Annotated in this window: 5 protein-coding genes; all 5 read left to right on the top strand. The window is 52.0% G+C overall.

Features of this window, described 5'->3' with window-relative positions:
• Nucleotides 1-116: 116 nt before the first annotated feature.
• Nucleotides 117-1,109 (top strand): sigma-54 interaction domain-containing protein, encoded by a 993-nt coding sequence (locus ABYT30_RS15550; RefSeq protein WP_373097412.1) that lies wholly within the window; start codon nucleotides 117-119, stop codon nucleotides 1,107-1,109.
• A gap of 11 nt (nucleotides 1,110-1,120) precedes the next feature.
• Complete coding sequence (gene fliE, locus ABYT30_RS15555; protein WP_373077173.1) at nucleotides 1,121-1,462, top strand: flagellar hook-basal body complex protein FliE; 342 nt, start codon at nucleotides 1,121-1,123, stop codon at nucleotides 1,460-1,462.
• Nucleotides 1,463-1,525: 63 nt separating this feature from the next.
• Nucleotides 1,526-3,181: a flagellar basal-body MS-ring/collar protein FliF gene (gene fliF / locus ABYT30_RS15560; RefSeq protein WP_373097413.1), complete on the top strand. Its 1,656-nt coding sequence runs from the start codon at nucleotides 1,526-1,528 to the stop codon at nucleotides 3,179-3,181.
• 1 nt (nucleotide 3,182) lies between these two features.
• Nucleotides 3,183-4,190 carry a flagellar motor switch protein FliG gene (fliG, locus tag ABYT30_RS15565; protein WP_373077169.1) on the top strand — a complete coding sequence of 336 codons (1,008 nt, stop codon included), beginning with the start codon at nucleotides 3,183-3,185 and terminating at the stop codon, nucleotides 4,188-4,190.
• 46 nt (nucleotides 4,191-4,236) lie between these two features.
• The coding region (locus ABYT30_RS15570) for a FliH/SctL family protein (protein WP_373097414.1) at nucleotides 4,237-4,827 on the top strand (591 nt) is incomplete at its 3' end.

Here is a 4,827-nt window from a genome sequence, read left to right on the forward strand (position 1 = left end):
ATACTATCGTGAACTTTGTCGTCGGGAGTTGTTAAGTAGTGGTCAGCAACTGCGCTCGGTGTTGGCAGCCTTAAACAAGAATAAAACTAACACCTTGGCCGCAGGAGTAAGCCGTTATGTCTGAGTTAATTGTGGCAGATAACGCGTCTAAGTCACTTAAGGCCATGGCCGGTAGAGTGGCATTGACTGACGCGACGGTTTTGATCAGTGGCCAGAGTGGGGTGGGTAAAGAGGTTTACGCCCGCTATATCCACGATCATTCGAAGCGTAGCAGCGGGCCTTTTGTGGCGCTTAACTGCGCGGCGATTCCTGAGAATATGCTGGAAGCCATGTTGTTTGGTTATGAGAAGGGTGCCTTTACTGGTGCTATCAATAGCCATGCCGGTAAATTTGAGCAGGCTCAGGGCGGCACATTGCTGCTAGACGAGATTTCGGAGATGGAGCTTGGCCTACAGGCTAAGTTGTTGCGGGTGCTCCAAGAGCGCGAATTAGAGCGTTTAGGCAGCCGCAAGACCTTGAAGCTTGATGTGCGGGTAATTGCCACCAGTAACCGCGATCTACGTGAAGCGGTTAGAGCGAGTATGTTCCGTGAGGATTTGTTTTATCGCTTGAACGTTTTCCCTTTGCATATTCCCACCTTGGCTGCGCGACGTGATGATATTTTGCCCTTGGTGCAGAGCTTTTTACGCAGAGATAGCAGTATTGCTTGTGCCGATAGCGCGCTGACAGATGATGCGATTGAGAAGTTAATGCATTACCGTTGGCCGGGTAATGTGCGCGAATTGGACAATGTTATTCAGCGCGCCTTAATTTTGCGCCAGAGCAATCAGATTACCGATCAAGATATTCAGTTTGAAGCGGGTTTGAGCTTTATCAATGAGCAGGTATACAGCGCCGATATGCCGACGCGGCGGGCCGATGACAGTGATGCAGCCGGTGGCAGTAAAGTGTTGGATGGTTTCATGCGCGATCAAGAGCGCCGGCTTATTAGTGACGCACTGCGCCAGGGCCGGTCGAAAAAAGAAGCCGCAGAAATTCTTGGCATTAGCCCTCGCACGCTGCGTTATAAATTAGCGCGTCTGCGTGAACAAAGCTACCTGATGGGTTAAGGAGATAGACCATGTCTGATATGAAGGTTGATCAAATACTCACTCAGATCCGCGCCTTGCGCGAGCAGACGAGCGTCGCCAAGCCGGGCATGATTGAGGGCGACAGTTTCTCAGTTAATGCGCCGTCGAATGTTAATTTTGGGGCGATGCTGAAAGACTCGATTAATGCGGTTAACAGCACGCAGAAAAATGCTGGCGCACTGGCCGCTGAGTTTGAACGTGGCGCCAAGGATGTTAGCTTGACGGAAGTGATGGTGAATTTACAAAAATCTGACGTCGCCTTTAAGGCGGTGGTAGAGGTGCGCAATAAGTTTGTTGATGCCTATCAAGAAGTCATGAGGATGTCGATGTAATGCCTTTGCTTGTGGAGCTGGTGGGTGTGGTCATGAGAGATGTACTGACGGTGGGCTATTAAGATGGCTGAAGCTAAAAGCAATCCGCTGACGGGTTTACTCGCTGATCTGGCGAAAAATGATGTATTGCGCCAGTTGCTCATATTGGTGGGTATTGCCGCCAGTGTCGCCATTGGGGTCGCCGCGGTAATGTGGTCGCAGGGCACGGATTACCGCACCTTATACGCAAATGTTGCGCCCGAGCGCGCGGCGGGGGTCATCGATGCCTTAAATGCTGCGGGTATTCCTTATAAGATTCAGGAGCCAACTGGCTCTATTATGGTCCCCTCTGAAAAAATTCATGACGCGCGAATTAAATTGGCCGGTCAAGGTGTGATGCGTGACGGCACTGGCATGGCGATTCTGGAGCAGGAGCAAGGTTTTGGCGTTAGTGAGTTTATGCAGTCTAAGAAGTATCACTACGCCTTAGAGCAAGAATTGGCTAGCACAATCGAGAGCATGCATCAGGTGCGTAAGGCGCGGGTGCATTTGGCGATTCCCAAGCAGTCGGTGTTTGTGCGTGATCGCAAGCCAGCCAGCGCCTCGATTATGTTGGATGTCTACCCTGGTAGCAGTGTCGACAAGCAAAACGTCAATGCCATTATGAATTTGGTGGCGTCAAGTATTACAGGTTTAGCCCCAGAACAAGTGACGGTGGTAGATCAGCAGGGCAATCAATTATCTGAGCAGGGTGATAAAGACGATTTAGGTTTAAGCTCACGCCAGTTTAGCTACCGCCAGCGTATTGAAAGTGCGTATGAAGATAGTATTGAAGATTTACTCAGACCACTGGCTGAGGCTGGGCAGGTAAGAGTGAAAGTGTCAGCGGATGTGGATTTCTCAACCGGTGAAGAAAGCCGCGAAAGCTGGAATCCGGATCGTCAGGTGGTGCGCAGCGAACAAATTAATGAACAGGGCCGCAGCGCGGCGGGTAACGCTGGCGCTAAAGGCATTCCTGGGGCGCTGACCAATGAGCCACCGAGTATTGGTGGCCAAGCCACCGGTGATGGAACTGGCGGTGCCGGTGGTAGCCGCTCAATAGTGCGTAACTACGAAATTGAACGGGTATTGAATCACACCACCACGCCAACCGGCTTGATTAAAAAGCTGTCTGTGGCGGTGGTCGTGGCGAACCGTGCGAGTGCCGGTGAAAACGGTGAAGTAACGACAGTCGAGGTAAGCGCCGCAGAATTAGAGAAGTTAAACCTGCTGGTTAGAGACGCGATTGGTTACGACTTAGAGCGGGGTGATCGAGTTACGGTGGTATCGGCCGATTTCCAAACGCAGATGGGTTTTGACGAGGATGCGAGTGCGCCGGGATTTTGGGAGCAGCCTTGGTTTGCGAATTTAATTCGGCAAACCTTTGCTGGTCTCGCGGTTTTATTAATTGTCTTTGCGGTGCTGCGCCCAGGTATGCGGACGTTGATGCAGAGTAGCGCTTCTGCGAGTGATGCTAGAGCGGCATTGGCGGATGGCAGCGCAGTTGACGGTGTTACCGGCGAGGTTTTGCACCCAGCGGTGGCGGCCTTAGGTGGCCCGCAAATGGCGCAGGGCCAGTTGGGCGGTAAAATGGGTTTTGAAGAGAAAATGACCGAGGTGCGCTCGGTGGTGAATGAAAGCCCCGAGCGTGTTGCGCAAGTCATGAAAAAATGGGTGTCGGAAGAAAATGGTAAATCCTAATATGGCGGCAGGTTCAAATGTTAAGGGCAGCGAAAAAGCGGCCTTGTTTCTTTTGATGTTGGGCGAAGAGCAGGCCTCAAAGGTGCTGCAATTTGTTGATCCTCACGAGGTTGAACTCATTGGTACAGCGATGGCCGCAATCCGCAGCGTGGACAATCAACGCGCCGAGGCCGTGGTCGATGATTTTAGAATGTCGATGCAGTCTGAGACCTCTCTCGGGGTTGGCGTGCATGGCTATGTGCGTAAACTTTTTACCTCAACACTCGGTGAGCAAAAAGGCGCTACCTTGGCCGATCGCGTATTGGGTGATGAAGAATTGCAGGAGATGAACTCCCTGCGCTGGCTAGAGCCGGACGCGCTGCTGCATATGCTAAAGGATGAGCATCCCCAGTTGATTGCGATCACCATGGCGCATATGGATCAGGATCAGGCGGGTGCCTTGCTCAAGCAGATGGCGCCAGATTTACAAGACGATATTGTGATGCGCATTGCCAATATGCAAACGATTCCCCAAGCGGCGATGCGTCAGTTGCAGGCAGTGTTGAAGAAAAAACTCTCAGTTACGGCAACCTTTAAAAACCGCAAAATTGATGGTGCTTTAACAGTGGCAGGCATTATGAATGGCCTAGACCCCGAGGCGGAAACGCGCATCTTGGAATCGGTGGCGAAAAAGAATGAGGCCTTGTCGGAGAAGATTCAGGACTTGATGTTCTTGTTTAGCAATTTGATCAATATCCCCGACAAGGGCATTCAGTTATTACTGCGCGAGGTGAGTTCCGATATTTTACCGATGGCCTTGAAAGGCGCAGATCAAGCCGTACGTGACAAGATTATGGGCAATATGTCCAAGCGTGCGCGGGAAATGTTAATTGAAGACATGGACGCCCGTGGGCCAATGAAGTTAAGCGATGTTGAAGCTGCGCAGAAGGATATTCTCGCCGTCGCCAGAAAATTGGCGGAAGCGGGTCAGATTGATTTGGGCCGTGGCGGTAATGACGATTATGTGTGAGGTAGCGGTGCTATTTCACCGTAAATTGCGGAGCTGAGAGGCGACTATGGCGGATGTGTTTCAGGTCTTTGTGCCGCGGGTTATTGATGGCGACGTAAGTACGGCTGCCGCAGCGAGTGTTGACCCGGTCGAGTCAGCGGTCGAGCACAGCACCTGGCAGTTGCCTGAAATATCTGCATTGGCCTCGCCAGCGGCGAAAATTGCTGCAAGGCCTGAACATATCGAACCCGCGGATGCGGATCAGGCGCCACCTACTGATACGTTTGAGGACCTGCGTACTCAAGCCTACGACGAGGCCTTTCAGCAGGGCCTTGCGGATGGCCAGCAAGAGTCAAAACGCTTGCTGGCTGAACAGAGCCAGCAGTTGCAGTTGGCCTTGGCCGCTTTGCGCGAACCACTCAAGTGGGTTGATAGTGAGCTGGAGCGCGAACTGTTTTCAATGACCCTCGCTATTTCAAAACAGTTACTGCGCCATGAGTTAAGTGTGCGGCCTGAGCTTATTGAAAATCTGGTAAACAAAGCGGTGGCCGCGCTGCCCATAAGCAATAGCGGATTTGATATTTTCCTTAACCCCGCCGATGTCGAGGTGCTGCGCAATGTGCACGCTGAACGTAACGAACCATTAGATCCCGCGTGG

Origin of the sequence: Zhongshania sp. (assembly GCF_041623545.1) — a bacterium.
Lineage (GTDB): Bacteria > Pseudomonadota > Gammaproteobacteria > Pseudomonadales > Spongiibacteraceae > Spongiibacter.